This window comes from Streptomyces specialis, assembly GCF_001493375.1.
Lineage (GTDB): Bacteria > Actinomycetota > Actinomycetes > Streptomycetales > Streptomycetaceae > Streptomyces > Streptomyces specialis.
Genome location: NZ_LN929897.1, coordinates 394,754 through 420,415, shown reverse-complemented (window position 1 = coordinate 420,415; position 25,662 = coordinate 394,754). Strand labels below are relative to the sequence as shown.

The window sequence follows — 25,662 nt, the reverse complement described above, 5'->3', positions numbered from 1 at the left end:
TGTTACTGCCTAACCGCCTGGGCGAGTGCCCGGCGGGCGCGCCGTGAGGCGCTTTCGGCGCGCCGGTGCAGCCGGCGGGCCTTGCGCTCCATCCGCCGGGCCCGGACGAGGTGGTCGGCGAGGCGCTGGGATTCGGCTTCCCGGATCCGTTCCATATGGGATCGGGCCAGGGCTTCGGGTATGAGTTGCAACTTCCTGGTCCTGTTCTGTTCCTGGCGCGGCCTGCGGGCCACTGTCCTGGTGAAGTCGTGGGTGATCGTCATGTCGGGTTCGCGTCGCGGGCCGTGTGCCTTCGGCCGTCCGATGGTGCCGGGGATGTTCATGCCGTGACCGGGTTCTTCCGGGGACGGCCGCGCGGGCGCTTCCGCGGCACGACGACGCCCTGGACGAACAGTTCGCCGCCCCAGACGCCCCACGGCTCGCGGCGGTCCTTGGCGCCGGCCAGGCACGCCTCGCGCAGCGGGCAGGTGCCGCAGAGGGACTTGGCGTACTCGACGTCCTCGGGGGACTCGGCGAAGAACACCTCGGGGTCGTAGGAACGACATGGCACGCGGGCGTCGAGCTGCTCGATGGCCTCGTCGAGCTCGTTCAGCGTGAACAGCGGGGTCACAGAAGTCTCCGGATCGGGTGGTGAGTTCAGGTCGGGTCGGGCGTACGGCGCGAGTGGCATGGTCCGGTCCTCGTGTCGTCGGTCGTCCGGCCCTGGGGCCGGTCGGCTGGCTGGCAAAGCAAAAGGGCCGCGGATCCCGGTGTGGGTTCCGCGGCCCTGGAAGGTGCCGACCTGATCTCGCCGATCAGGCTGGATCACTCCAGGGATCGAGCCCGCGGAGGGCCCACATCGAGTGGTGCTGCGTCTTCTGCTGTCCAAAGATCTGGTTGCCGGCGCCTGCGACATGCGCGATGGAGACATAGGCACGGCTCCGTGCCGCTGCCGCTGCCACTACCGCTGCCGCGGACGCCTGCGCCGGTCGCTCGCCGGCAGCCGCCTCGCGGGACGCGAGGGCCACCGGGCGCACGGCCGCGGCACCGGACACACCGGTGCCCGACAGGGGAGCGCCACCGGGCACGCAGAGACGGACGGACTCAAGGCCGGTCAGTTTGCTCATGAAGAAAATGGCCATGGGACTCGCCTCCTCCGCGACGTCTCGGTGGACAGGAACTCTCCTGCCCAAGTGGTACACACCAGTACAGCATGGCTTCCAGGGAAGGGGAACCCTCCCCGGCGCCACGCGAAGAACGCTATGCGGATGCCTCCCGCAGACGCAAACTATTTTTCCGGTCCCATTTGGGGGACTTGAGGAGCGGGGACGTGAGGGCCGGGGACCTGGGGCGCGGAATCGGGCCCGGACACCGCCTCCGGCTCGGGCGCCGGGAGTTCCTCGCCGGCACACAGGGCCAGCACCTCGGCGACGAACTGCCGCAGCTTGTGCGGCCCCACCCCGGAGATCCCGGCCAACTCGCCCTCGCTGCCCGGCAGGTTCTCCGCGATGGCCATCAAGGTCACGTCCGTGAACACCGCGTAGGCCGGCCTGCCCAGCTCCCTGGCCCGCTCCACGCGCCACGCGCGCAGCCGCTCGTACAGCTCCTCGTCCATCGCCGACGGGCAGTCCGCGCACCGCCGCAGCTTGATCTCGGGCGCCTCGGTCAGCGTCCGGCCGCACACCCGGCACGGCACCGGCCCGCGCGGCTTGCGCCCCCGTGATCCGCCGCCGCGCTCCACGCCTCCGCCTCCACCGCCGCCCGCCGACCCGGCCCCGGCCGGACCCGACCCGGGCCGCAGCCCGTCGAGGAACCGGCTGGGCCGCCGCCCGGCCCGCCCGCCGGGCGACCGCGCCAGCGCCCACGACAGCGTCAGGTGCGACCGCGCCCGGGTGACGCCCACGTACAGCAGCCGGCGCTCCTCCTCGATCTGCTCCGGCGTCTTGGCGTAGGTGATCGGTAGCATGCCGTCGGTCAGCCCGACGAGGAACACCGCGTCCCACTCCAGGCCCTTCGCGGTGTGCAGCGAGGCGAGGGTGACGCCCTCGACGGTCGGCGCGTGCTGGGCGGCGGCCCGCTCGGTCAGCTCGGTCACGAACATGCCCAGCGTCGCGTCCGGGGCGGCCCGCTGGAAGTCCTCCGCGAGCCGCACCAGCGCCCGCAGCGACTCCCACCGGTCCCGCACCGGGCCGGAACCGGCGGGCGGCTCCGGCGTCCAGCCCGTCCCGGCGAGCACCGCGCCCACCTGCCCTGCCAGGCCGTCGGCGTCCTCGGCCACCCGGTCGTTCTCCCCCGCCCTGGCCGCGCCGCGCAGCGCGAGCGCGGCCTGCCGGATCTCCGGCCGGTCGAAGAAGCGCTCCGCTCCCCGCAACTGGTACGGCACCCCGGCGTCGGCGAGCGCCTGCTCGTAGATCTCGGACTGCGCGTTCACCCGGTACAGCACGGCGATCTCGCTGGCCGGGACGCCCGCGCCGCCCCGCTCCACCGGAGTCACCAGCTCCCGGATCCGCCGCGCGGTCGCCTCCGCCTCCGCCGGCTCGTCGGCGTGCTCCGCGTAGACGGGCTCGGGTCCCGCCTGCCGCTGCGAGACCAGCTCCAGCCGGTGCTCGGCGGCCCGGCCCCGCGCCTGGGCCAGCAGCCCGTTCGCCAGGTGGACGACCTGCGGCGTCGAACGGTAGTCCCGCACCAGCTTGACCACCGTCGCGTCCGGGTGCCTGGTCCGGAAGCCGAGCAGGTGGTCCGGAGTGGCGCCGGTGAACGAGTAGATGGTCTGGCTGGCGTCCCCGACCACGCACAGGCTGTCGCGGTCGCCCAGCCACAGCTCCAGCAGCCGCTGCTGGAGCGGGCTGACGTCCTGGTACTCGTCGACGGTGAAGTGCTGGTACTGGCGGCGGACCACCTCGGCGATGTCCGGCCGGTCCTGGAGGATGCCGACGGTCAGCAGCAGCACGTCCTCGAAGTCGATCATCCCCCGGTCGCGCTTGAGCTGCTCGTACGCCGTGTAGATCCGGCGGATCTCGGCCGGGTCGCGCGACGTCTCGCGGCCGGACTTGGCGAGCGCCGCCGGATAGTCCTCCGGCGTGGTCTGCGTCACCTTCGCCCACTCGATCTCGCCGGTGATCTCCCGCAGCTCCAGCCGCCCCAGCCGCTCCTGCCCGATCCGGTTGCGCGCGGCGGCCTCCGCGACCAGCGGGATCTTCCGCTCCAGCAGCCGGGGCGACTCGCCGCCGACCGCCTTGGGCCAGAAGTACTGCAACTGCCGCAGCGCCGCCGAGTGGAACGTCCTGGTCTGCACCCCGCCCGCGCCGAGCTGCCGCAGCCGGCCGCGCATCTCGCCCGCCGCCCGCGCGGTGAACGTGACCGCCAGCACGGTGGCCGGCTGGAACACCCCCGCCAGCACCCCGTACGCGATGCGGTGCGTGATGGCGCGCGTCTTGCCCGTCCCCGCGCCGGCCAGCACGCACACCGGCCCGCGCAGCGTGGTCGCCACGGCGCGCTGCTCGGGGTCGAGCCCCTCCAGCACGGCGTCCGCCGAGTCCGGCACGTCTGGGAACGGAGTGGACCGCGTTGCTGATGTCACCCGGCCATGCTGCCAGGTCCGGAGGGGACGGGTGCGGCGCTCCTCCACAGCCGGGCGGGATTACTCATACCGCGCCGCGTGTTGTGCTGGGGCAGGACGCGACGGCGTCAACGACACGAAGGAGCAGTGACGATGCGGGGCACCGTGACGATGTACAGCACGACCTGGTGCGGCTACTGCCGTCGGCTCAAGAGCCAGCTTCAGCGCGAGGGCATCGCCTACACGGAGATCGACATCGAGCAGGACCCGACGGCCGTCGCCCTGGTCGAGAAGGCGAACAACGGCAACCGCACGGTCCCCACGGTCGTCATCGCGCCCGGCAGCGGCGCGGACGAGGTCACCATGACGAACCCGTCGCTGGCCGACGTCAAGCGGGCCCTGGCCGCCTGAGCCCGCCCCCGCCACGGGCGGCCCGCGACGGGCTCACCAGACCGTGGGCGGCAGCGGCTTGCCGTACCACTGCTCGACCAGGCGGGAGGCGATGGAGATCCCCGAGGGCGCCAGCACCTCGCCGGACTCCATCGCCTCCCGCAGGTCGTCCCGGGAGAACCAGCGGGCCTCCTCGATCTCCTCGCCGTCCACCCGCAGTCCGGTGGTGGTGGCGCGGGCGGTGAAGCCCAGCATCAGGCTGGACGGGAAGGGCCACGGCTGGCTGGCGACATAGCCGACCTCGCCGACCGTGACGCCGACCTCCTCGGCGACCTCGCGGATCACCGCCTGTTCTATCGACTCCCCCGGCTCGACGAACCCCGCCAGGGTGGAGAAGCGTCCCTTGGGCCAGTGCACCTGCCGCCCGAGCAGCGCCCGGTCGTCCTCGTCCACGACGAGCATGATCACCGCCGGGTCCGTGCGCGGGTAGTGCTCCGCGCCGCACGCCTGGCAGCGCCGGATGTGCCCGGCCGCGGCGATCACCGTCCGCTCGCCGCAGCGCGAGCAGAAACGGTGCAGCCGCTGCCAGTTCTCCAGGGCGACGGCGTGCACCAGCAGTTCGTTGTCCCGCTCCGACAGCAGCGCCGCGGCCTCCCGCAGCCCGGCGGGCCTGGCCACGTCGTCCATCCGCCCGGGCAGGCTGTCCTTCTGGAGCGCGAAGTACCGCACGCCGTCGGGGTCCGTGCCCAGGAAGTACCGGTGGGCCTCGGTCAGCGGCGCCTCGAACGACGGCATCGTGACCAGCTCGGTCCTGCCGCCCTCGGTCTCCTCGATCAGCGCCTGCCCGCCGGACACCACGAACACCCGGGTCGACGGATGGCTCCACGCCGCCGCCAGCCACGCCTCGTCGAGGCGGTGACCGGCGTCGCGGTCGATGCCGCCGGTGCCGGTGAGCGGGATCGGCTGGACGGCGCTGTCCGAGGATGCCGGGGTGGTACGCATGCCAAGAGCCTAACCGGGGTCGTTCGGCTCCCAGGAGTCCTCCCCCAGCAGCAGTCGCTCCAGGCCACGCCGTCCCGGCAGCACCGTCGGGCGCCCCAGCTCGCCGCTGCGCACGTAGAGGAACGCGGCGCTCACCGCCGACAGCGGCAGGCCGTGCCGCTCGGCCCACGCCACCCGGTAGATCGCGAGCTGGAGCGGGTCGGCGTCCTGGCGGCGCGTGGTCTTCCAGTCGATGATGTCGAAGCCGCCGGTCGCCGTCCGGTACACCGCGTCGATACGGCCCCGGATCACGCGCCCGGCGAGCTGGACCCGGAACGGCGCCTCCACCCGGTACGGCGTCCGCGACGCGTACGGGGTGCGGCTGAACGCCTCCTTCAGCGCGGCCAGTTCCCGCTCGTCGCGGATCTCGGCGTCCTCCTCCGGGTCGCCGCCCGGCAGCTCGTCCAGGCCCAGCATGGGCAGCGCCAGCGTCTCGAACCGGGACTCGACCCAGGCGTGGAAACGGGTCCCGCGCCGCGCGGCGGGCTGCGGCGGGCGCGGCATCGGCCGGGCCAGCTCGCGGGCGAAGCCCTCGGGGTCGGCGGCCAGCCGCTGCACCTGCGACGCGGACAGCGACAGCGGCAGCTCCACGTCCCGCACCGCCGCCCTGGCCTGCCGCAGCTCCCCGGCGAGCGCGGTCAGGTCGCGGTCCCAGGACGCCACAGTGCGCTGCTCCTCGGGGGTGAGTGTGACATCCGCGACATCGTCGTCGGGACGCGGCGACGGCACGCCCCGCAGCCGGGCCAGCACCGCGTCCGCGGCCTCGCGGCGGCGGGCCAGCGCCGCCTCGTCCAGCGGCAGCGGCCACGCGTGCTCGCGCGCCGGTCCGGCGAGCGCCGGGTTCTCCGCGTCCTCGTCCGGCGCGTCCGCCCAGTGCTCGACCTCGCCGTGCGCCGGGTCGGCCTCGCAGTGCGCCCGCAGCGCCTCCAGGAACGGGGACGGGCCGCGCCGCCGCTTCTGGCTCGGCCCCCACCAGTGGCCCGACCCCAGCAGCAGCGAGCGCGGCCGGGTGAACGTCACATAGCCCAGCCGCAGCTCCTCCAGCGCCAGATGCGCGGTGACGGCCGCCGTGTGCTCCTTGTACGCCGCCGCCGTCCACGCCTCGATGCCGGGCAGGGTGCCGGCGTCGCCGCGCAGCGGCTGGGGCAGCGCCCGGGCGTGCCGGAGCCAGGAGTCGCGGGACCCCTTGGCGGGGAACTGGCCGGCGGTCAGGCCCGGCACGACCACCACGTCCCATTCCAGCCCCTTGGCCTTGTGGGCGGTGAGGACCTTCACCGTGTTCTCGCCGCCGGGCAGCGAGCTGTCGAGCCCCCGGTCGTACTGCGCGGCGGCGCGCAGGAAGGCGAGGAACGCGGGCAGCGTCGCCTCGCCGTCCACCGCCGTGCCGGCCCGGCCCGCCGCGAAGCCGGCGGCCAGGTCGAGGAACGCGCCGAGGGTCTCGCGCCGCCGGGCCGCCAGCGCCCGCGGCGACGCGGACAGCTCCACCTCCAGCCCGGTGGCGGCCAGCACCCGGTGCAGCACGTCCATCAGCGGGTCGCCCAGCGAGCGGCGCAACTCGCGGATCTCGGCGCCCAGGTGCGCGAACCGCACCCGGGCCGCCGCCGAGAACGGCAGCCCGTCGTCGGGTTCGGCGCCGCCCTCGGCGGGCCCCGGGCCCTGGACGAACGTGTCCAGCGCGTCCGCGAGCGAGGTGACCTCGACCGCGTCGGTGCCCTCGACGGCGGCGGCGAGCCGTTCGGCGCCGCCGTCCGGGTCGGCGCGGCGCACCAGCAGCCGGGCGCGGCGGCCCAGGAGCGCCAGGTCCCGCGGGCCGATCCGCCAGCGGGGTCCGGCGAGCAGGCGTACGAGGGCGGCGTTGGCGGTGGGGTCGGCGAGCACCTGGCAGACGGCGACGAGGTCGGCCACCTCCGGCAGGTGCAGCAGCCCGGACAGGCCGACGACCTCGACCGGCACGTCGCGGGCGGCGAGGGCGCGCTGGATCTCGGGGAAGTCGCCGGCCGTGCGGCACAGCACGGCGATCTCGCCGGCCGGGGTGCCGGTGGCGACGAGGTGGGCGACGGAGTCGGCCAGCCACTCCAGCTCCTCGGCGTGCGTGGGCAGCAGCGCGCACCGCACCCGGCCCGCCTGCTCGGCGCCCTCGGCCGGGCGCAGCGGGACGACGGCCGGGTGCCGTTCGCGCAGCGGCGCGGCCAGCTCGTTGGCCAGCGCGAGGAGCCGGCCGCCGCTGCGGCGGGTCTCGCCGAGGCTGTCGCGGCGGGCCGGGGTGCCGTCGGCGTGGGGGAAGTGCGCGGGGAAGTCGTCCAGGTTGGCCACCGAGGCGCCGCGCCAGCCGTAGATCGCCTGGCAGGGGTCGCCCACGGCGGTCACGGCGTGCCCGGTGCCGCCGCCGAACAGCCCGGCGAGCAGGACGCGCTGGGCGACGGACGTGTCCTGGTACTCGTCGAGCAGGACGACGGTGAACTGCTCGCGCAGGGCCCGGCCGACCTCGGGCACGTCGCGGGCCAGGGTGGCGGCCAGGGACATCTGGTCCCCGAAGTCCAGCAGGTCACGGCCGCGCTTGCGCGCCCGGTACTCCTCGACCAGCCCGAGCAACTGGCCCCGGCCGCGGGCGGCTTCGGGGATGAGACGGAGGTCGGCGTTGGTGAGGTCGGCGCCCTCGAGTTCGGCCAGCAGCGCGGCGTCGAACGCGCGGAGCCGCTCCGGCGTGACCAGATGCTCGGCCAGCTCGGCGTCGAGCGCGATGAGATCGGCGACCAGCGAGGTGAACGCGCCGCCGGGCGGCTCGAATTCGGCGGGCGCGGACCGCAGCACCTCGGCGGCGAGCTGGAAGCGCCCGGCGTCGGCGAGGAGCCGCGCGGCGGGCTCGATGCCGAGCCGCAGCCCGTGCTCGGCGAGGAGCCGCCCGGCGAACGAGTGGTACGTGGAGATCTGCGGCTCGCCGTCCTCGGCCTCACCGATCCCGGCGCGCGCCAGGGCCTTGCGCACCCGCTCGGCCAGCTCGCCCGCGGCCTTGTTGGTGAAGGTGAGGCCCAGCACCCGATCCGGCGCGGCCTGGCCGGTGCCGGTGAGCCAGACGACGCGGGCGGCCATCACGGTGGTCTTCCCCGAGCCGGCGCCGGCCACGATCGCCTGGGGCGCGGGCGGCGCCGTGATACAGGCCAACTGCTCGGGGGTGAAGGGAATTCCGAGCAGCTCCCTGAGCTGCTCGGGGCGGCTGAGTCGGGCGGGCACCCGAGTGAGACTAGTGCCCGGCACCGACAGTGCCCGTCAGTGCCGGCCGGCGTCGGTCAGTCCACCGCGTGGCGGCCCTCCGGGCGGGCGCTGCACGCGCCGTGGAAGGCGCACGAGCCGCAGTGCTGCCCGGTGGAGGCCGTGAACCGTTCGTCGAGGACCCGGCCCGCGGCCTCGGCGAGGAGGCCGCCGACCCAGTCGTCGCCCGGTTCGCGGGTCAGCGGCTCCTGCCGCTGCACGGTCGGGAGCGTGTCGCCGCCGTCCCGCCGGGGGGCGCCCTGCCGGAGGTGGACCAGCTCCGCGCCCGCCACCTCGCCGAGGGCCTCGTCGTGGCGGACGGCGAGCTGGTAGACGGCGAGTTGGGGATGCCGTTCGACCTCGGCGCGGGTCGGTTTCGTGCGGCCGGTCTTGAAGTCCACGACGTATGCCCGGCCTTCGGCGTCCCGCTCGACGCGGTCCAGGACGCCCCGGATGCGGACCTGATGCTCGCCGGCCTCCAGGGTGACGTCGAACGGGGCCTCGCTGGCGGCCGGTTCGCGGCCGTTCGCCCGCTGGAGCACATGCCAGCGCAGGAACCGCTCCAGGGCCGCGCGGGCCTCCGCCTGCTCCGTGCGCGACTGCCACGGCGCCTCGAAGGCGAGCGAGTCCCAGACGGTGTCCAGCCGTTCCATCAGCACCGACAGGTCGGCCGGGGTGGTGCCGGAGGCGACCTCGTCGGCGAGGACGTGCAGCACGTTGCCGAAGCCCTGCGCCGTGGTGGCGGGGGCGTCGGCGTGCACCTCGCGGCCGAGGAACCACTGGAGCGAGCAGGTGTTGACGAGCTGGTCGAGCGCGCTGCCGGACAGCGTGACCGGTGCCCCGGGGTCGCGCAGCGGCACGTCGGAACGGGTCGGCTCGCGCAGGCCCCACCACCGTTCGGGGTGCGCGGCGGGCGCCAGCGCGTAGCCGTCGTCGTCCCGCAGCGCGGCGAGGTCGGCCAGCCGCTGGGCGGCGGCCCGGCGCAGCGCGGGCGACGCGGCGGGGCCCACGGTGGTGGCGCGCAGTTCGGCGATGAGCGCCGCCGCCGCGAGCGGCCGGCGCGGGCGGCTGCCGACGTGCACCGGCTCCACGCCGAGTTCGCCCAGGAACCGCGACGGCTGGTCGCCGTCGTCCGCGCCGCGCCCCGCCGTGACGACCAGCCGCCGCCTGGCGCGGGTGGCCGCGACGTAGAACAGCCGCCGCTCCTCGGTCAGCAGCGCGGCCTGGCTCATCGGCTCGGCCAGCCCGTCGCGGCCGATGCGGTCGGCCTCCAGCAGGGAACCCCGGCGGCGCAGGTCCGGCCACAGGCCCTCCTGCACCCCGGCCACCACGACCAGGGACCACTCCAGGCCCTTGGCGCGGTGGGCGGTCATCAGCCGTACGGCGTCGGGCCGCACGGCGCGCGCGGCGAGCGTGTCGGCGGCGATGTCGTGCGCGCCCAGCTCCTCCAGGAAGATCAGCGCGCCCCGGCCGCCGGTGCGTTCCTCGGCGCGCGCCGCCACCTCGAACAGCGCGCAGATCGCGTCCAGGTCGCGGTCGGCGTTGCGGCCCGCCGCGCCGCCCCGCCGGGCGGCGCGCTCCAGCCGCTGCGGCCAAGTGGTGCCGTCCCACAGCAGCCACAGCGCCTCCTCGGCGCTGCCGCCGCCGGACAGCAGCTCGCGGGTCTTGCGCAGCAGCAGCCCGAGCCGCTGCGCGCCGGACGCGTACGCCGGGTCGTGGGTGACCAGCCGCTCCGGCTCGGCCAGCGCCAGGGCGAGCAGTTCGTCCGAGGGGCGCGGCACGGCGGCGCCCGCCGCGCGTTCCTCGTTCCGCAGGGCGCGGCCCAGGCGGCGCAGGTCGGCGGCGTCCATGCCGCCCAGCGGCGAGGTGAGCAGCTTCGCCGCCGTCTCCGGGTCCGGCGGGCCGCCGTCCGGCTCGGCCACCACGCGCAGCGCCGTCAGCAGCGGCGCGACGGCCGGTTCCCGGCGCAGCGGCAGATCGTCGCCGTCCACCTCCAGCGGGACCCCGGCCGAGGTGAGCACCCGGCGCACCCCCGGGATGAACAGGCTCCCCGCGCGCACCAGGACCGCCATCTCGCCCCATGGAACGCCGTCCTCCAGGTGGGCGCGGCGCAGCAGGTCGGCGATGTTCTCCAGCTCGGCGCCCGGCGTGGGGTAGGTGAACACCTCGACCCGGCCGCCATCGGTCTCGGCGGTGAGCGCCCGGTGGCGGCGGACGGCGTCGGCGGGCAGCCGGGGCAGCGGCATGCGCTGGGTGAGCAGCCGGGTCGCGGCCAGCAGCTCCGCGCCGCCGCGCCGGCCCGTGGTGAGCACGGCGACGGGCGCCGGGTCGCCGGAGGCCGTGGGGAACGCGTCGGGGAAGCCGAGGATGCCGCCGATGTCGGCGCCGCGGAAGGCGTAGATCGACTGGTCGGGGTCGCCGAAGACGACCAGGTCGCGGCCGTCCCCGGCCAGCGCGCGCAGCAGCGCGACCTGCGCCGGGTCGGTGTCCTGGTACTCGTCGACGAACACCGCGTCGTACCGGGCCCGTACCGCCGCGCCCGGCTCCGGCTCGGCCGCCAGCCGGGCCGCGCCGCGCACCAGCTCGGTGTAGTCGAGGACGCCCTGCGCCCGGGTGACGTCGAGGTACTCGGCGAGGAACCGGGCCGCGGCCTCCCAGTCCGCGCGCCCGGTGCGGCGGGCGAAGCCGGCCAGGGTGCCCGGGTCCAGGCCCAGTTCGCGGCTGCGGGCGAGGACGGCGCGCAGTTCGTCGGCGAAGCCGCGGGTGGTCAGGCAGGCGCGGAGTTCGTCGGGCCAGCGGAACGGCCCAAGCCCCTCGCGCTCCAGTTCGCGGTGGCCGGCCAGCAGCTCCCGCAGGTACAGGTCCTGTTCGGGGCCGGACAGCAGCCGCGGCGGCTCCGCGTACAGCTCGCGGTCCTGGTGGGCGCGGAGGAAGGCGTAGGCGAAGGAGTGGAACGTCGTCGCCTGCGGCGCCAGCCCGCCGAGCCGGGCCGTCAGCCGGTCCCGCAGCTCGGCGGCGGCCTTGCGGCTGAAGGTCAGCACCAGGACGCGTTCCGGGTCGGTGCCGTCCGCGACCCGGCGGGCGACGGCCTCCACCAGGGTGGTCGTCTTGCCGGTGCCGGGACCGGCGAGCACCAGCAACGGCCCCCCGGGGTGGTCAACCACGGCGCGCTGGCTCGCGTCCATTGCCACAGCGCGCGCGTCGGCGACCGGGGCGCGCACCAGTCGGTACGCTCCCGGGGCGGGCGGCCGGTCAGTGGACGGGACGGAGAGGTTCACGTGCATCGCGGGTTCTCGGGGACATCTCAGGAGACGCTACGCCAGTCGGCTCCCGTGGCGCGGCCTTTCCCCGGCGTCCCCCGGACGGACGGCCGTCCGGCCGCCGCGCCGGACGATGCCGGAAGCTGGTGCCTGTGAGCCGCCGCCCCACCGCCGCCGTCACCCGCGGACGCGACACCGTCGCCGTCGCCGGGCGCGTCGCCGTTCCAGCGGGCGCGTTTCAGGTCGAGGCGGGGCGTGTCGCCGGGGCCCGCGCCCGCGCGCAGCGGGGTGCCCTCGGCGCGGTAGTGCTCCAGCGCGCGCCGCTCGTGCCCCGGCAGCAGTTTCCCGTCGGCCCGCACCACCCGCCACCACGGCACCGCCCCGCCGTACAGCGCCAGAGCCCTGCCGACCTGCCGCGGGCCGCCCTCGCCGAGCAGCCCGGCGATGTCCCCGTACGTCAACACCCGTCCCGGCGGGATCTGTTCGGCCATCGTCAGCACACGATCGGCGTACTCGGGGAGGCTGTGCGTCGGTCCTGCCATGGCGCCCATCGTGCCCTACGGCACGGACGCGCCCTCCGCGGACGGTTCACATGCCACTATCGTCGCACCGTCGGGGGGAGCTGGTCGGCAGTTCCAGCACGAGGAGAAGCCCAGGGATGCGGCCGGTGATACGGGGCGAAGAAGAGCGGGCACAGCGCCCGGAGGACCCTCCGGAGGCCGGGGCCGCGTCACCGGCGCGCCCGGAGCCGCCGACCGAGCCGGCCACGCTCGCCGAGCGGTCCGGGCGCCTGGCCGTGGACGAGCCGATCCTCGCCGCCCGCGTCCACCGCCCCGCCGATCTGCTGCGGGTCCTCCTCGGGCTGCTCGGCATCGGCGTCGTGCTGGCGCTGGCCACCTTCGCGATCGGCACCACGGAGGGCATCGAGCAGGACGTCGACAAGGGCGCGGAGCAGGCCCCGTCGCTGCTGATCAGCTTCGCCGGTTTCGCCTCCAGCGTCGCCGTACTGGTCGTCCCGGTCGCGTTCGCCATCCAGCGCCTGGTGAAACGGGACGGGCTGCGCATCGCCGACGGCGTGCTCGCGGCGGTCCTGGCCCACGGCGTCTCGCTCACCTTCAGCCTCTGGGTCGCCCGTGTCTCCCCCGAGTCCGTGCAGAACGCGCTGACCAGGGACGCCCCCGGCGGCGGCCCGACCGACCCGGTGCACGGCTATCTGGCGCCGGTCATCGCCGACGCCACGGCCGTCGGCATGACGCACCGGCCGCGCTGGCGGCTGGCGATGTGGTCGGTCCTGCTGCTGGACGCGTTCGCGGTGCTGGTCGCGGGGTACACCACCCCGTTCTCGATCATCGTCACCGTCCTCATCGGCTGGACCATCGCCTACGGCACGCTCTACGCGGTCGGCTCGCCCAATGTGCGCCCCACCGGCCAGCAGCTCCTGGCCGGGCTGCGGCGCGTCGGCTTCCGGCCGGTCAGCGCGCTGCGCGCCGAGGAGCCGGCCGACGTCGAGCGCCAGGCCGGGAACGACCGCGCCGCCGAGCCGACCCGCCGCTATCTGGTCACCCTGGAGTCCGGGCCGCCGCTGGATGTCACGGTGGTGGACCGCGCCCAGCAGGCCCGCGGCTTCTTCTACCGCGCCTGGCGCCGCCTCGCGCTGCGCGGCGTCGCGCAGCGCCGCAGCCTGCCCTCGCTCCGCCAGGCGCTGGAGCAGGAGGCGCTGCTGGCGTACGCGGCCATCGCCGCCGGGGCGAACGCGCCCAAGCTGATCGCCACCTCCGAGCTGGGCCCGGACGCGGTCATGCTCGTCTACGAGCACACCGGCGGCCGGCGCCTGGACTCGCTGCCGGACGACGAGATCACCGACGAGCTGATGGAGACGGCCTGGGGCCAGGTCGCCGCCCTCCAGTCGCGCCGGATCGCGCACCGCAGGCTGGGCGGCGGCTCGCTGCTGGTGGACCGCGACGGCACGGTCTACCTCACCGATCTGCGCGGCGGCGAGATCGCGGCCGGTGACCTGTCGCTGCGGATGGACGTGGCGCAGCTCCTGACGACGTTCGGCCTGCGGGTCGGCGCCGAGCGGGCGGTGGCCGCGGCCGTGTCCGTGCTGGGCCCGGACGCGGTGGCCGACAGCCTGCCGCTGTTGCAGCCGATCGCGCTCAGCCGCGACTCCCGTGCCGCGCTGCGCCAGCTCGCCCGTGAGCGGGCCCAGCGCGAGCGGCAGGCGGTGCTGGACGCGACCCGGGCATACCGCGAGGCGCGCGGCAGCCTGCCGGAGGACGCGGACCGCAGGACGGTCAAGGCCGCCAAGCAGGCGGAGAAGCAGGTGATGGAGGCCGCCCTGGAGAACGCCAGGGAGCCGGACCTGCTCTCGCTCATCCGCAGCCAGGTGCTGCTGATCCGGCCGCAGGCGGCGATAGAGCCCGCGCGCATCGAACGGATCAGGCCGCGCACGCTGATCAGCCTGGTCGCCGCCGCGTTCGCCATGTACGCCCTGACGTCGCAGCTCATCACCGTGGACTTCGAGCAGGTGTGGGCCGACGCGAACTGGGGCTGGGTCCTGGTGGCGGCGGGCTTCTCGGCCCTGACGTACTTCGCGGCGGCGCTGAGCCTGCTGGGCTTCGTGCCCGAGAAGGTGAGCTATCCGCGGACGGTGGTGGCCCAGGTCGCCGGCTCGTTCGTCAAGCTGGTGGCGCCGGCCGCGATCGGTGGCGTGGCGCTCAACGCGCGCTATCTCCAGCGCCAGGGCCTGCGCCCCGGCCACGCGGTCGCCAGCGTCGGCGCGTCCCAGCTCTTCGGCCTCGGCAGTCACATCGTGCTGCTGCTGTCGTTCGGCTACCTCACCGGCACCGAGCACACCCCCACGCTCTCCCCGTCCCGCACGGTCATCGCCGGCCTGCTGACGGCCGCGGTCGGGGTGCTGATCGTCACCGCCGTGCCCAGTCTGAGGAAGGCCATCTCCGAGCGGGTGCGGGCCCTGTTCGCGGGTGTCGTGCCGCGCATGCTGGACGTGATCCAGCAGCCGAGGAAGCTGCTCAGCGGCATCGGCGGGATGCTGCTGATGACCCTGGCGTTCGTGATGTGCCTGGACGCCTCGCTGCGGGCGTTCGGCGAGGAGGTGAACTACGCGACCATCGCCGTCGTCTTCCTCGCGGGCAACGCGCTGGGCTCGGCGGCGCCGACGCCCGGCGGCATCGGCGCGATCGAGTTCACGCTCTCGGCCGGTCTGACCGCCTTCGGCGTGCCCACCCCCGCCGCGCTGGGCGCGGTGCTGCTGTTCCGGCTGATGACCTTCTGGCTGCCGGTGCTGCCCGGCTGGCTGGCCTTCTCCCATCTCACGCGGAGAAACCAGATCTGACCCCCCGCCGCCGCGTGTCCGCGTCTGCGACTCCGTACGGCCGGATCGCCTTGCGTCTGCGGACTCTTGGCGCATAGTGTCCCGCACATGCGGTCTTACGGCATGGGGCGGGCGGCCCGGCTGCTCGGCGTCAGCGCGGACACGGTCCGCCGCTGGGCCGACGCGGGCCGGCTGCCGACGCGGCGGGACGAGGCGGGCAAGCGGCTGGTCGACGGCCAGGACCTCGCCGCGTTCGCCGTGGCCCTGGCCGCCGAGGCGGCGAACGGCCCGGCCGAGGCGGGCGAGCCGTACACCAGCGCCCGGAACGCGTTCCCCGGCATCATCACCGCCGTCCGGCTGGGCGATGTCGCGGCCCAGGTGGAGATCCAGGCGGGGCCGCACCGCCTGGTGTCGCTGCTGACCCGGGAGGCCGTGGAGGAGCTGGGGCTGGCGGTCGGCATGGAGGCCGTGGCCCGGGTGAAGGCCACCAGCGTGCACATCGACAGGACGTGAGACATGACTCCGGCCAGACCCCCCGGCCGACCCGGCCGGCCCGCTCGCCGCGCCGCCGTGCCGGGGCCGCTGATCGCCGCGCTGCTGCTCCCGGCGGCCGTCGCCTGCGGCTCCGACGGCGGTGACGGCGACAGCGATGGCGGCGGGAGCGTCACGCTGACCGTGCTGGCCGCCGCCTCCCTCACGGACGTCTTCACGGAGGCCGGCGAGGTCTACGAGGAGGCGCACCCCGGCGTCACCGTCCGGTTCTCGTTCGCCGGCTCCCAGGAGCTGGCCGCCCAGGTCACCCAGGGCGCCCCCGCCGACGTGCTGGTCACCGCCGACACCCGGACCATGGCGGACGTCGCGGACGAGACCGCCGAGCCGGAGATCATCGCCCGCAACGAGCTGGTCATCGTCACCCCGCCCGGCAACCCGGCGGACGTCACCTCGCTCGCCGACCTCGCCGATCCCGGCCTGCGCCTGGTGCTCGCCGCACCCGAGGTCCCCGCCGGCCGGTACGGACAGCGGATCCTCGACGCCCAGGGCCTGGAGGTCACCCCCGACTCGCAGGAGCCCAACGTCCGCGCCGTGCTCGGCAAGGTGGAGCTGGGCGAGGCCGACGCGGGCCTGGTCTACGTCACCGACGCCACCGCCGCGGGCGACGATGTGCGGGCCGTCCCCATCCCCGCGGGGCAGAACATCGTCGCCGACTACCCGGCCGCCGCCCTGAACGGCTCGGACCACCCCGAGCGGGCCCAGGAGTTCGTCGACTGGCTCGCCCCCCCCGAGGTGCGGGCGCTGCTGCCCGACGCCGGTTTCCGCTCGCCGTAGCCCGCCGTGTCCCGCCGCCCTCCGCTGCTCCTGGCGCTGCCCGCGCTCCTCGCCGTCGCGTTCCTGCTCCTGCCGCTGCTCGGCATCGTCGCCGCCGCGCCCTGGTCCGCCCTGGCCGGCCGGCTCACCGCGCCCGCCGTCACCGAGGCGCTGGGCCTGTCGCTGCTGGTCTCCGGCTGGGCGCTGCTGATCTCGCTGCTGCTCGGCGTGCCGCTGGCCTGGCTGCTGGCCCGCGCCGACTTCCCCGGGCGCGCGCTGGTGCGCTGCCTGGCGATCCTGCCGATGGTGCTGCCGCCCACCGTCGCGGGCGTCGCGCTGCTCCAGGGCCTGGGGCGGCGCGGCCTGCTCGGCGGCCCGCTGGAAGCCCTCGGCGTCACCCTGCCGTTCTCCACGGCGGGCGCGGTCGTCGCCGCCGTCTTCGTGTCGATGCCGTTCCTGGTCATCAGCCTCGAAGGCGCCCTGACCGGCCTCGACCCGCACTTCGAGGAGGCCGCCGCCACCATGGGCGCGGGCCCGCTGCGCCCCCTGCGCTCGGTGACGCTGCCGATGACCGGCCCGGCCCTGACGGCGGGCGCGGCGCTGTGCTGGGCACGGGCGCTGGGCGAGTTCGGCGCGACGATCACCTTCGCGGGGAACCTGCCGGGCACCACGCAGACCCTGCCGCTGAAGGTCTACCTGCTGCTCCAGGACGACCCGGCGGGCGCCACCGCCGTGTCGCTGCTGCTGCTCGCCATCGCCGCCGCGGTGCTGTTCGCGCTGCGCGGGCGCTGGCTCGGGCCGCTCCGCACGTCACCCGATTGACCGGGCCCCGGGTGCGGCCCGGCACCCGCCCGGCCGACGATGAGGCGGTCGGAGCGAACGATGGGAGCCCTCGCCATGACCCGAGTCCGACCCCCGGGGCCCGTGCTCGCGCCGTGCGTCCTGGCCGCCGCGCTCCTGCTGACGGTGGCGTCCTGCGCCGCCCCCGACCGGGTCGGATCGGCCCCGGCCGCCGCCGGGTCCGGCGCGACCGACACCTCCGACCTCCCCGAGTCCCTCACCGGGCAGGACCTCGACTGGTCGGCGTGCGAACCGCCCGCCCCCGCCCAGGGCGACGACCAGATGTCGCCCGCGCCGCTGCCGGACGGCGCCGCGTGGGAGTGCGCCACCCTGACCGCGCCGCTGGACTACACGGACCCCGAAGGCGACACCATCGGCCTGGCGATGGTCCGCGCCCGCTCCGAGGCGCGCGGCGACGACCGGATCGGCTCGCTGCTGTTCAACTTCGGCGGCCCCGGCGGCTCCGGCGTCGTCACCCTGCCCGCCTTCGGCCAGGACTACGCCAAGCTCCGCGAACGGTACGACCTGGTCAGCTTCGACCCGCGCGGCGTCGGCGGCAGCGAGGGCGTGCGGTGCCTGGACGACGCCACCCTCGACGAGTTCTTCGCCGCCGACCCGGTCCCGGACGACGCCCGGCAGCGCCGCGCCCTGAACGACCGCCTGAAAAGGTTCGCGGACGGCTGCGAGGAGTCCGCCGGCGACCTGCTGCCCCACCTCACCACCACCGCCACCGCCCGCGACCTGGACCTGATGCGCGAGGTGCTCGGCGACGACAAGCTGCACTATTTCGGCATCTCCTACGGCACCGAACTGGGCGGTGTCTACGCCCACCTGTTCCCCCGCCGCGTCGGCCGCGCCGTCTTCGACGCCGTCGTGGACCCCACCGGCGACACCGAGGACGGCGCCCTCGGCCAGGCCGCCGGATTCCAGCTCGCGCTGGGCTCCTACCTGGAGCAGTGCGCCGAGAACGACGACTGCCCCCTCGGCGGCGACCCCGACGACGCCGAGGACCGCCTCGCCCGCTTCCTCGACGGACTGGCCGACGACCCGCTGCGCACCCAGGACCCGGACGGCCGCGAGCTGACCCAGGCCCTGGCCTGGAACGGCGTCGCCCAGGCGCTGTACTCCGAGGAGTTCTGGCCCTACCTCACCCAGGGACTGGACGACGCCCTCGCCGGGGAGGACGCCGACGGCACCGTCCTGCTGGCCCTCGGCGACGCCATGAACGGCCGCAACCCGGACGGCACGTACACCACGCTCCAGTCGTCGCTCACCGCCATCAACTGCGCCGACTCCCGCCGCCGTTACACCGTGGACGACGTGCGCGACGCCATGGACGACTTCGAGGAGGCGTCCGGTGTCTTCGGCCCGCCGATGGCCTGGTCCCTGCTGGGCTGCACCCACTGGCCGGTCGACGGGCAGCGCGCCCACCCCGACGTCGCCGCCCCCGGCGCGGCACCGATCCTGCTGGTCGGCACGACCGGCGACCCGGCCACGCCGTACGAGGGCACCCGCCGCATGAAGGAGGCCCTCGGCGACGACGTCGGCGTCGAGCTGACGTACGAGGGCGAGGGCCACGGCGCGTACAACGGCGGGAACGAGTGCGTCCGTTCGACCGTCAACGCCTACCTCCTCAAAGGCCGGGTCCCCGAGGACGGCACGACCTGCTCCGCCTAGCCCCGGCCCCCGCACGCCGGGATACTGTCCGGTAACGACAGGGGGGTGGGGGATGGGCGCGGCCCGGTCGATGCGCCTCGCGGCGGTGGCGGTGGCGCTCGCGCTCGCGGTGGGCGCCTGCGACGCCGGCGGCGGCCCCCCGGACGACACCAGCGCCGCCCGGACCGCGCCCGCGGGCGGCACCGGCACCGGCGAGCCGTCCGGCCCGCCCACGGAACCGGAACCGCCCGAGCTGCCCGACGAGTTCACCGACCAGGCCATCGACTGGGGCCCCTGCGCCGCCCCCACCCCTCGTCCTCTTCTCCCCCCCCCCCCCCCCCCCCCCCCCCCCCCCCCCCCGACCCTCGTCGTCGGCAGCGTCAGATGTGTACAAGAGCCAGGCCCCCGGCCCGGGCTGGGAGTGCGCCACCCTCACCGTCCCGCTCGACTACGCCCACCCCGGCAACGGCGAGACGATCGGCATCGCCCTCATCAGGACCCGCTCCACCGCCCCGGCCGGCCGCGTCGGGTCGCTCGTCCTCAACGTCGGCGGCCCCGGCGGCTCCGGCGTCGCCACCCTCCCCCGCGTCGCCGACCGCTACGCCACGCTGCGCGCCGGCTTCGACCTGGTCAGCTTCGACCCGCGCGGCGTCGGCGAGAGCGACGGCGTCGTCTGCCGGACCGGCGCCGAACTCGGCGCCGCCGCGCAGGAGGACGACGGCCCGCCGGCCACCCCCGCCGAGGAACGGGACCTCCTCGCCGAGCAGCGCGCCTACGCCGAGGACTGCCAGGAACACGCCGGACGGCTGCTGCCGCACCTCACCACCGAGAACACCGCCCGCGATCTCGACCTGCTGCGCCACGCCCTCGGCGACGACCAGCTCCACTACTTCGGCATCTCCTACGGCACCAAGCTCGGCGCGGTCCACGCCCACCTCTTCCCCGACCGCGTCGGCCGCACCGTCCTGGACTCCGTGGTCGACCCGACCCGCGACCTCGTCCAGCGCGCCCTCCTCCAGGCCGAGGGCTTCCAGCTCGCCCTCGACGCCTACCTCGCGGACTGCGCCCCCCGCGCCGGCTGCCCCACCGGCACCGCGACCGGCGAACCGGCCCACGCCGCGCTGACCGGATTCCTGGCCGGGCTGCGCGACCGTCCCCTGCCCACCGCGACGGACCGCGACCTCACCCAGGGCCTCGCGGTCACCGCCCTGCTCGCGCTGCTCTACGACGAGGACTCCTGGCCGTACCTCACGCGGGCCCTCGCCCAGGCCCGCGACGACGGCCGCGGCGATCTGCTGCTGGCCGCCGCCGAGCAGTACAACGGCCGGGACGACGAAGGCCGGTACCGGAACCTCCAGGCCGCCAACAACGCCATCAACTGCGCCGACTTCGCCTCCCGCCCCACCCTGGAGACCGTCCACGCGCACGAGGCCGCGTTCGCCGACGCCTCCCCCGTCTTCGGTCCCCATCTGGTCTGGTCCCTGCTCTCCTGCGCCTCCTGGCCCGTGGCCGGCGAGAGCGACCGGCCGGAGGTGTCCGTCGAGGGCGCCCGCACCATCCTGCTGCTGGCCACCACCGGCGACCCGGCCACCCCGTACGCCGGGGCGGAGCGCATGCGCGAGGCCATGGGCGGCCCCGGCGCGGCGGCCCTGCTGACCTTCGAGGGCGAGGGCCACGGCGCCCACGCGTCGGGCAACGCCTGCGTCACCGCCGCCGTGGAGGCTCACCTCCTCTCAGGAGCCACACCGGACGACGGTACTGTCTGCACCTGACCCCCATCCGACCGAGGAATCATGATCACATCTCCGCGCCGCCCCCGCGTCCTGCCCACCGCCGCCGTGCTGGCCGCCATGCTCCTGGCGACGGTGACGGCGTGCAGCGGGGACGGTCCCGACGGCGACGACCCGGCGCGCGACGACGGCGCGGCCGAGGAGTCCATACCCCTGTCCGACAGCTACCCCGGGCTCCCCGACGAGCTGGCCCGGCAGCGCCTGGCCTGGGAGCGCTGTCCCGGCCCCAGCGTCCTCCAGGGCGCCGACGGGGGCCGCCCCAACACGCTGGCGGACGGCACCCCCTGGCAGTGCGCGGACCTGACCGTTCCCCTCGACTACGAGGACCCCGGCGGCGAGACGATCGAGATCGCCCTCATCCGGGCGGTGACCTCCGCCCCCGACGACGAGCGCATAGGCTCCCTCGTCTTCAACTTCGGCGGCCCCGGCGGCTCCGGCGTCGCCACCCTGCCCGGCCTGGCCGAGGACTACGAGACCCTCCACGAGGGCGGGTTCGACCTGGTCAGCTTCGACCCGCGCGGCGTCGGCGAGAGCGAGGGCGTCGTCTGCTGGAGCGGCGACGAACGGGACGCGGCGAACGAACGGATACCCGGCCCGCCCGAGACGCCGGAGGAGGAACGCCTCTACGAGGAGCTGGACGCGGAGTACGCCGCCGCCTGCCAGGAGAACTCCGGCGCCGTGCTGCCGCACGTCACCACCGCCAACACCGCCCGCGACCTCGACCTCCTGCGCCACGCCCTCGGCGACGAGCGGCTCCACTACTTCGGCATCTCCTACGGCACCGAACTCGGCGCCGTCTACGCCCACCTCTTCCCCGGGAACATCGGCCGCACCGTCCTGGACGCCGTCGTGAACCCCGCGGTCGACCCGATCGAGAACGGCCTCCGCCAGGCCGAAGGCTTCCAGCTCGCCCTGGACCACTACCTCGCGTACTGCGTCGGCGAGGGCGCCTGCCCGCTGGGCGCCACCGAGGCCGAGGCCACCGACATGCTCACCCGCGTCCTGGAGTACCTCGGGGACCACCCGATGCCCACCGGCGACCCCGACGGCCGCGAACTGACCCGCGACCGGGCCGAGAGCGGCATCGTCGCCGCCCTGTACTCCGAGGAGAGCTGGGAGTACCTGACCACGGCGCTCCAGCAGCTCATGGACGGCTCGGGCGACACGCTGCTCGGCTTCTCCGACCTCCTCAGCGGCCGGGACAGCAACGGCGAGTACAGCAACCAGAGCGACGCCCAGACCGCCATCACCTGCGCCGACTACTCCTACGGCGTGGACATCGACGACGTCGACGCCTACCGCGACGAGTTCCTGGAGGCGTCCCCGGTCTTCGGCGACTCCATGGTCTGGACCGTGACCGGCTGCGAGGGCTGGCCGGTGACCGGCGCGACGACCGGGGCGCTCGACGTCTCCGTCGAGGACCCCGCCTCGCCGCTGCTGCTGGTGGGCACCACCGGCGACCCGGCCACCCCCTACGAGGGCGCCGCCGCCATGCAGGAGGCGATGGGCGGCGAGTCCGTCGCCTCGCTCCTCACCTACGACGGCGACGGCCACGGCGCCTACAGCCCCGACCACCCGTGCGTCGCCGACGCGGTGAACGCGCACCTGCTGACCGGCACCACCCCCGAGAACGGCACGGTCTGCACCTAGCCATGGCGTCCCGGGACGACCGCGGCCCCGGGCGGCATGTGCCGTCCGGGGCCGTGCGTCACGCGTCCGCCGTCAGTAGACCGGCTTCTCCGGCTCGATCTGGTTGACCCAGCCGATGACACCGCCACCGACGTGCACGGCGTCGGCGAAGCCGGCGTTCTTCAGCACCGCCAGCACCTCGGCCGACCGCACGCCCGTCTTGCAGTGCAGCACGATCCTGCGGTCCTGCGGCAGGTCGCCCAGCGCGTTCCCCAGCAGGAACTCGTCCTTCGGCACCAGCCGCGCGCCCGGGATCGAGACGATCTCGTACTCGTTGGGCTCCCGGACGTCGATGATGTCGATCTTCTCGTCCGCGTCGATCCACTGCTTGAGCTGGAGCGGGGTGATGGTCGAGTCCTTCGCCGCCGCCTGCGCCTCGTCCGACACGACGCCGCAGAAGGCTTCGTAGTCGATCAGCTCGGTGACGGTCGGGTTCTCGCCGCAGACCGCGCAGTTGGGGTCCTTGCGGACCTTGACCTGCCGGTAGTTCATCTCCAGGGCGTCGTAGATCATCAGCCGGCCGAGGAGCGGTTCGCCCGTCCCCGTCAGGAGCTTGATCGCCTCGGTGACCTGGATCGCGCCGACCGACCCGCACAGCACGCCGAGCACGCCGCCCTCGGCGCACGACGGCACCATGCCGGGCGGCGGCGGCTCGGGGTACAGGCAGCGGTAGCACGGCCCGTGCTCCGACCAGAACACGGACGCCTGGCCGTCGAAGCGGTAGATCGAACCCCACACGTACGGCTTGCCCAGCAGCACGCACGCGTCGTTGACCAGGTACCGGGTCGCGAAGTTGTCCGTCCCGTCCACGATCAGGTCGTACCGGGCGAACAGCTCCAACACGTTCGACGAGTCCAGGCGCTCCTCGTGGATGTTCACCTGGATGAACGGGTTGATGCCCTCCACGGTCTCCTTGGCGGAGAGCGCCTTGGGCTTGCCGATGTCCGCCTGGCTGTGGATGATCTGGCGCTGGAGATTCGACTCGTCGACCACGTCGAACTCGACAATGCCCAGCGTGCCGACCCCGGCCGCGGCGAGATACATCAAGGCGGGCGACCCCAGTCCGCCCGCGCCCACACAGAGGACCTTGGCGTTCTTCAGCCGCTTCTGCCCGGCCATCCCGACATCGGGAATGATCAGGTGGCGGGAGTACCTGCGGACCTCGTCGACGGTGAGCTCGGGGGCCGGCTCTACCAGGGGTGGCAGCGACACGGTGACTCCGTAGGGTCATAGGGACAGTCGTTCCGGGTTCAACACTGCCATGCGCCGACCCATTCCGAGACACCAGTCCCACAGTCCGGGCAAACCGCGGCCGGATCGCCCTCACATCCGGCAGGCGGCCTCCATCCAGATGTCGGCGAGCGACTCCTCCAGACCGATCCTGGCCCGCCACCCCAGCCGGTCCCGCGCGGTGCGGACGTCGGCCTGCTGCCAGGTGCCACAGCCGTCCGGATACGGCACCGGCGGCGACAGATGCCCGTGCGGCAGGCCCTCGCCGACCGGCGGGAGCCGGGGCGCGGGCGGGCCCTCCAGCTCGTGGACCGTCCCGCCGTAGCCGGAGATCCGCGCCAGCGCCGCCGCCGCGTCGCGCAGCCGGACCGCGTGCCCGGTGCCGATGTTGACCACGCCCTGCGCCGCCGAGAGCGTCGCCGCGTGCACCGCGCGCGCCACGTCCCGGACGTCCACGAAGTCACGCTGCACGCCGAGGCCCCCGAGCTTCAGCTCGCTGTCGCCGTGCTGCATCGCGCGCCGCAGCGAGTCGGCCAGCCGCCCCAGCGGCGAACCGGCCGGGGTGCCGGGCCCGGTCGGTGAGAAGACCCGCAGCACGATCGCGTCCAGCCCCGAGCCGAGCACCAGCTCGGTGGCGGCCAGCTTGCTCACGCCGTACGGACCGCCCGGCCGCGCCACCGCGTCCTCGGCGATCGACGAACCGGTCTGCGACGGCCCGTACTCGGCGGCGCAGCCGAGGTGCACCAGCCGGGCGCGGCAGCCGCTGCGCCGCATGGACTCGCACAGGGTGGCCGTGGCGACGGTGTTGTGCCGGGCCAGCTCGCTCGCCGTGCCCCGGATCGCCCCGGCGCAGTTGACGACGACCCCGGGGTGCACGGCGTCGAGGAAACGGGTCAGCGCGCCGGGGCTGCCGGTGGACAGGTCGAACCGGACGTCCGCGTCGTCACCCCGGCCGAGCGCGGTGAGCTGGACGGCGGGGTCGGCGAGCAGCCGGTCGGCGACGAACCGGCCCAGATACCCGCCCGCGCCGAGAAGCAGCACTCTCATCGGAGGGCCTCCCGCGCGATCCGGGGGACGCCGGGCAGTTGTGGGGTCATCGGTTCCTTGCTCCTTGCTTCGTGTCGCATGGGTAGAGGGGTAGGGGAAGGAAAGAGATCGGGTGCCGGACGGCGGCGTGGCACAGCAGGACGGCCGCGGCGCCGCCACAGGCCAGCATGGGCACGACGGCCAGGCCGTGGGCGTCGACCAGCACCCCGACCGGGCGGCCCAGGCGCTCGCAGCCGGGCAGCCAGGAGCCGCTGGCCAGGGCCGGCGCCAGCAGTTCGGCCGCCCCCGCGGCCGACAGGGCGAGCGCGGCGGCGCGCCGGGAGCCGCGCCCGGCGGCCAGCACCGCCGCCCACAGCAGCGCGGTGGCGGCGGCGTGGCCGCCCGCCCACAGCAGCGCGCCGACCAGACCGGCCGCCAGCACGGCGAACCGCCCGCGCGACCACACGGCCGCCGCCACGGCCGGCGCGAGAACGAGCACGGCGGCCGTCACGCCGCCGCCGGACACGTCCTGCGGTCCGGGCAGCAGCCCGGCCAGGGCCCCGTCGCCGACCAGCGCGTACGCCGCCACCGGCAGCCCGCACAGCACGACGGTCCCCAACGGCTCGCCCGGGGACGTCACGCCGGTTCACCCCGCCCGGCGGCGACGGGAACGGTGACGAGAACGGTGGGGCCGGGCCGGACGCCGCGTATCGGCTCCTTCGGCCCCGGGCCGCGGCCCGCCCGGGAGGCACGGCCGGCCGTCGCGGCCAGCTCCGGATAGACCGCGCGGAAGACGGCGACGCTCCGTTCGACCGTGAACAGCTCCAGCGCCCGGACGCGCGCCCCCGCCCCGAGCCGCGCCCGGCGGGCGGGGTCGCGCAGCAGCGACAGGCACGCGCGGGCCAGCGCGCCCGGATCGCGCGGCGGCACGACGAGCCCCGCGCCGCCCACGATCTCCCGCACCGCGCCCACGGGCCCGTACCCGCCGCCGTCCACCGAGACCGTGGCACGCGCCCGGAGCATGGCCGCGACCAGCGGCACCGGGAACCCCGCGCTCTCGCCCGGCCGCACCACCACCTCGTCACCGCCGCCGAGGGCGTCGGCGGGCCCGTCCGCCTCGGTGAACGCGACCGCGTCCGGCTCCCCGGGGAAGAGCCGCCCGGCCAGCGTCCGGCACCGCGCGAGGTAGGCGGCGTCACCGCGCGGCAGACCGGCGATCCGCAGCCGCGCGGCGGGCTCGGCCCACCCCCCCCCGTCGGACGCGCGCAGCCGCCCGGCGAGCCCACCCCCCCGCTCCGCGCGCCCCGTCCCTCC

Annotated in this window: 19 protein-coding genes and 1 pseudogene; 8 read left to right on the top strand and 12 right to left on the bottom strand. The window is 75.2% G+C overall.

Annotated elements, in window-relative coordinates:
* Nucleotides 1-2 precede the first annotated feature (2 nt).
* The 4 genes from BN2279_RS24630 to BN2279_RS24615 all read right to left on the bottom strand — a co-directional run bounded on the left by BN2279_RS24630 (nt 3) and on the right by BN2279_RS24615 (nt 3,559).
* Entirely contained in the window at nt 3-323 is a 321-nt protein-coding gene (locus BN2279_RS24630) for a hypothetical protein (RefSeq protein WP_059013238.1), read from the bottom strand.
* Nucleotides 320-670, bottom strand: a complete 351-nt coding sequence (locus BN2279_RS24625) for a WhiB family transcriptional regulator (RefSeq protein ID WP_059013237.1) — start codon at nt 668-670, stop codon at nt 320-322. Before BN2279_RS24625 ends, BN2279_RS24630 begins: the two co-directional genes overlap by 4 nt.
* Nucleotides 671-794: 124 nt before the next feature.
* On the bottom strand, nt 795-1,121 hold the full coding sequence (locus BN2279_RS24620) for a hypothetical protein (RefSeq protein ID WP_059013236.1): 327 nt from the start codon (nt 1,119-1,121) through the stop codon (nt 795-797).
* A gap of 146 nt (nt 1,122-1,267) precedes the next feature.
* Entirely contained in the window at nt 1,268-3,559 is a 2,292-nt protein-coding gene (locus tag BN2279_RS24615; protein ID WP_079032545.1) for an ATP-dependent DNA helicase UvrD2, read from the bottom strand.
* A 132-nt stretch (nt 3,560-3,691) separates the two neighbouring features.
* On the opposite strand from BN2279_RS24615, the gene BN2279_RS24610 reads away from it, so the two are divergent.
* The gene (locus tag BN2279_RS24610) at nt 3,692-3,949 is read left to right on the top strand and encodes a mycoredoxin (RefSeq protein WP_059013235.1); all 258 of its coding nucleotides are present in this window, start codon (nt 3,692-3,694) and stop codon (nt 3,947-3,949) included.
* Nucleotides 3,950-3,982: 33 nt separating this feature from the next.
* Here the strand turns inward: BN2279_RS24610 and nudC are convergent, their stop codons facing one another.
* From nudC to BN2279_RS24590, 4 genes are read right to left on the bottom strand one after another with little or no spacing between them, the layout of a single operon-like run.
* Nucleotides 3,983-4,930, bottom strand: coding sequence for an NAD(+) diphosphatase (gene nudC / locus BN2279_RS24605; RefSeq protein WP_059013234.1), 948 nt, complete (start codon nt 4,928-4,930; stop codon nt 3,983-3,985).
* A gap of 9 nt (nt 4,931-4,939) precedes the next feature.
* The gene (locus BN2279_RS24600) at nt 4,940-8,200 is read right to left on the bottom strand and encodes an ATP-dependent DNA helicase (protein ID WP_059013233.1); all 3,261 of its coding nucleotides are present in this window, start codon (nt 8,198-8,200) and stop codon (nt 4,940-4,942) included.
* A gap of 56 nt (nt 8,201-8,256) precedes the next feature.
* On the bottom strand, nt 8,257-11,502 hold the full coding sequence (locus tag BN2279_RS24595; RefSeq protein ID WP_079032474.1) for an ATP-dependent helicase: 3,246 nt from the start codon (nt 11,500-11,502) through the stop codon (nt 8,257-8,259).
* A gap of 20 nt (nt 11,503-11,522) precedes the next feature.
* On the bottom strand, nt 11,523-12,020 hold the full coding sequence (locus BN2279_RS24590; RefSeq protein WP_324612864.1) for an MGMT family protein: 498 nt from the start codon (nt 12,018-12,020) through the stop codon (nt 11,523-11,525).
* Nucleotides 12,021-12,136: 116 nt separating this feature from the next.
* Between BN2279_RS24590 and BN2279_RS24585 the strand changes: the two genes are divergently transcribed.
* From BN2279_RS24585 to BN2279_RS24555, 7 genes and pseudogenes are all read left to right on the top strand, one after another.
* Nucleotides 12,137-14,833 (top strand): lysylphosphatidylglycerol synthase transmembrane domain-containing protein, encoded by a 2,697-nt coding sequence (locus tag BN2279_RS24585; protein ID WP_104531113.1) that lies wholly within the window; start codon nt 12,137-12,139, stop codon nt 14,831-14,833.
* 87 nt (nt 14,834-14,920) lie between these two features.
* Nucleotides 14,921-15,325 carry a TOBE domain-containing protein gene (locus BN2279_RS24580; RefSeq protein WP_059013231.1) on the top strand — a complete coding sequence of 135 codons (405 nt, stop codon included), beginning with the start codon at nt 14,921-14,923 and terminating at the stop codon, nt 15,323-15,325.
* A gap of 3 nt (nt 15,326-15,328) precedes the next feature.
* Nucleotides 15,329-16,138, top strand: coding sequence for a molybdate ABC transporter substrate-binding protein (modA, locus tag BN2279_RS24575; RefSeq protein ID WP_059013230.1), 810 nt, complete (start codon nt 15,329-15,331; stop codon nt 16,136-16,138).
* A 6-nt stretch (nt 16,139-16,144) separates the two neighbouring features.
* Nucleotides 16,145-16,915, top strand: a pseudogene (locus BN2279_RS24570) (ABC transporter permease); the annotation flags it as partial.
* Nucleotides 16,916-17,014: 99 nt separating this feature from the next.
* Entirely contained in the window at nt 17,015-18,634 is a 1,620-nt protein-coding gene (locus BN2279_RS24565; RefSeq protein ID WP_059013645.1) for an alpha/beta hydrolase, read from the top strand.
* Nucleotides 18,635-18,999: 365 nt separating this feature from the next.
* Entirely contained in the window at nt 19,000-20,385 is a 1,386-nt protein-coding gene (locus BN2279_RS24560) for an alpha/beta hydrolase (protein ID WP_059013228.1), read from the top strand.
* 21 nt (nt 20,386-20,406) lie between these two features.
* On the top strand, nt 20,407-22,053 hold the full coding sequence (locus tag BN2279_RS24555; RefSeq protein WP_059013227.1) for an alpha/beta hydrolase: 1,647 nt from the start codon (nt 20,407-20,409) through the stop codon (nt 22,051-22,053).
* Between the two features lie 72 nt (nt 22,054-22,125).
* Here BN2279_RS24555 and moeZ read toward each other — a convergent pair whose 3' ends face one another.
* The 4 genes from moeZ to BN2279_RS24535 form a co-directional block, all read right to left on the bottom strand.
* Nucleotides 22,126-23,304 (bottom strand): adenylyltransferase/sulfurtransferase MoeZ, encoded by a 1,179-nt coding sequence (gene moeZ, locus BN2279_RS24550; RefSeq protein ID WP_059013226.1) that lies wholly within the window; start codon nt 23,302-23,304, stop codon nt 22,126-22,128.
* A 111-nt stretch (nt 23,305-23,415) separates the two neighbouring features.
* A complete protein-coding gene (locus tag BN2279_RS24545; RefSeq protein WP_059013225.1) occupies nt 23,416-24,369 on the bottom strand; it encodes an SDR family oxidoreductase in 954 nt (317 codons plus the stop codon).
* Nucleotides 24,370-24,415: 46 nt separating this feature from the next.
* Nucleotides 24,416-24,988, bottom strand: coding sequence for a hypothetical protein (locus BN2279_RS24540; RefSeq protein ID WP_059013224.1), 573 nt, complete (start codon nt 24,986-24,988; stop codon nt 24,416-24,418).
* Nucleotides 24,985-25,662 (bottom strand): glycosyltransferase (locus BN2279_RS24535; protein ID WP_159037325.1); only part of this gene is annotated, 678 nt, incomplete at its 5' end. The genes BN2279_RS24535 and BN2279_RS24540, both read right to left, overlap by 4 nt.

Excerpts from the sequence above, each read along its gene's own strand:
- BN2279_RS24630 (WP_059013238.1), bottom strand. The coding sequence starts at position 323 with ATGAACATCCCCGGCACCATCGGACGGCCGAAGGCACACGGCCCGCGA.
- BN2279_RS24625 (WP_059013237.1), bottom strand. The coding sequence starts at position 670 with ATGCCACTCGCGCCGTACGCCCGACCCGACCTGAACTCACCACCCGAT.
- BN2279_RS24620 (WP_059013236.1), bottom strand. The coding sequence starts at position 1,121 with ATGGCCATTTTCTTCATGAGCAAACTGACCGGCCTTGAGTCCGTCCGT.
- BN2279_RS24610 (WP_059013235.1), top strand. The coding sequence starts at position 3,692 with ATGCGGGGCACCGTGACGATGTACAGCACGACCTGGTGCGGCTACTGC.
- nudC (WP_059013234.1), bottom strand. The coding sequence starts at position 4,930 with ATGCGTACCACCCCGGCATCCTCGGACAGCGCCGTCCAGCCGATCCCG.
- BN2279_RS24595 (WP_079032474.1), bottom strand. The coding sequence starts at position 11,502 with ATGCACGTGAACCTCTCCGTCCCGTCCACTGACCGGCCGCCCGCCCCG.
- BN2279_RS24590 (WP_324612864.1), bottom strand. The coding sequence starts at position 12,020 with ATGGCAGGACCGACGCACAGCCTCCCCGAGTACGCCGATCGTGTGCTG.
- BN2279_RS24585 (WP_104531113.1), top strand. The coding sequence starts at position 12,137 with ATGCGGCCGGTGATACGGGGCGAAGAAGAGCGGGCACAGCGCCCGGAG.
- BN2279_RS24580 (WP_059013231.1), top strand. The coding sequence starts at position 14,921 with ATGCGGTCTTACGGCATGGGGCGGGCGGCCCGGCTGCTCGGCGTCAGC.
- modA (WP_059013230.1), top strand. The coding sequence starts at position 15,329 with ATGACTCCGGCCAGACCCCCCGGCCGACCCGGCCGGCCCGCTCGCCGC.
- BN2279_RS24565 (WP_059013645.1), top strand. The coding sequence starts at position 17,015 with ATGACCCGAGTCCGACCCCCGGGGCCCGTGCTCGCGCCGTGCGTCCTG.
- BN2279_RS24555 (WP_059013227.1), top strand. The coding sequence starts at position 20,407 with ATGATCACATCTCCGCGCCGCCCCCGCGTCCTGCCCACCGCCGCCGTG.
- BN2279_RS24545 (WP_059013225.1), bottom strand. The coding sequence starts at position 24,369 with ATGAGAGTGCTGCTTCTCGGCGCGGGCGGGTATCTGGGCCGGTTCGTC.